The sequence below is a fragment of the Limnohabitans sp. genome (genome assembly GCF_040401495.1).
Taxonomy (GTDB): domain Bacteria; phylum Pseudomonadota; class Gammaproteobacteria; order Burkholderiales; family Burkholderiaceae_C; genus Limnohabitans.
Genome location: NZ_JBBAOI010000073.1, coordinates 1 through 1055 on the forward strand (window position 1 = coordinate 1; position 1055 = coordinate 1055).

The window sequence follows — 1055 nt, forward strand, 5'->3', positions numbered from 1 at the left end:
CAATGTTTCTGGCCCCGCAGCTCAATATCCCTATGCACGTCAATTGCGTTAAAAGCCCCCTCATGCTCCTTTAGACGACTATCTTTCTTTGGCTAAGGGCTTGGGTTTACAGCGCTTTGTTTTTGTACAACCCTCGGCCTACGGCCGCGACAACTCATGCATGCTCGACGCCATGCGACTGATGAATCGGGATGTTTGCCGAGGCATTGTCGATGTCGACGACGATGTGAGCGACAAGCTGCTGAGTGAGATGCATGCATTGGGTGTGCGCGGACTTCGCATCAATGTTTCACCTGTGTATCCACGTGAAGAAGGCTTGCTGCAAAAAATGTTGCCTCGAATCCTTCGCTGGGATGCGCGCTGCGCTGAATTAGGTTGGCACATCGATTTTTTATTGCCGGGTTGGCTCACGGAAGAAATGCTGCCCACCCTGCAAAAACTCTCAGTCAATCACAGCTTGGCGCACATGGGGATGTTCTTGGCTGTCAACGGCCCTCATCAAAAAGGATTTCAAACCTTACTGCGGATGTTGTCTGAAAGTGATGGAAAAACTTGGATGAAATTGACGGGCACTTACCGCATGGCTACAGCACCCTCTTTTGCAGATGCACGCCCCATGGCGCAAGCCATTCTCGAAGCCAATCCCAATCGCGTTATTTGGGGAAGCGACTATCCTCATTTATCTTTTGCCGATCAGGTGGGCTCTGTTGCACTTTTTAATTTACTCAAAGAATGGGCACCCGACCCTGCCATTCGAAAGAAAATTCTCACAGATAATCCGCAGCAACTTTTTGAATTCAACTGACCTGAATCCAAGCTTGGGCTTGTTCTGTAAGCGGCTAGCCACGGCACCTTGACCGTGCCACCGATTCAGGCTTGCGGATGCCAGCGGTGAGGCAGCAGTTCCTCAATGCGGCTGTTCATGTGTGATGGCAGTCTTGTCAGCACGTCCCGCAGATAAGCCCAAGCATCATGGCCATGTAATTTTGCTGATTGCAGCAAGCTCATCACAACGGCGGCACGTTGACCCGCCAGCTCACTGCCGGCGAAGAGCC

At 51.6% G+C, this 1055-nt stretch carries 1 protein-coding gene and 1 pseudogene; one reads left to right on the forward strand and one right to left on the reverse strand.

Translation table 11 applies throughout. The features are described from left to right. Positions 1–67: 67 nt before the first annotated feature. Positions 68–805 (forward strand): annotated as a pseudogene (locus AC9UEO_RS13740) (amidohydrolase family protein); the annotation flags it as partial. 65 nt (positions 806–870) lie between these two features. Here AC9UEO_RS13740 and AC9UEO_RS13745 read toward each other — a convergent pair. Further along, positions 871–1055 (reverse strand): transposase domain-containing protein (locus tag AC9UEO_RS13745; RefSeq protein ID WP_509534676.1); only part of this gene is annotated, 185 nt, incomplete at its 5' end.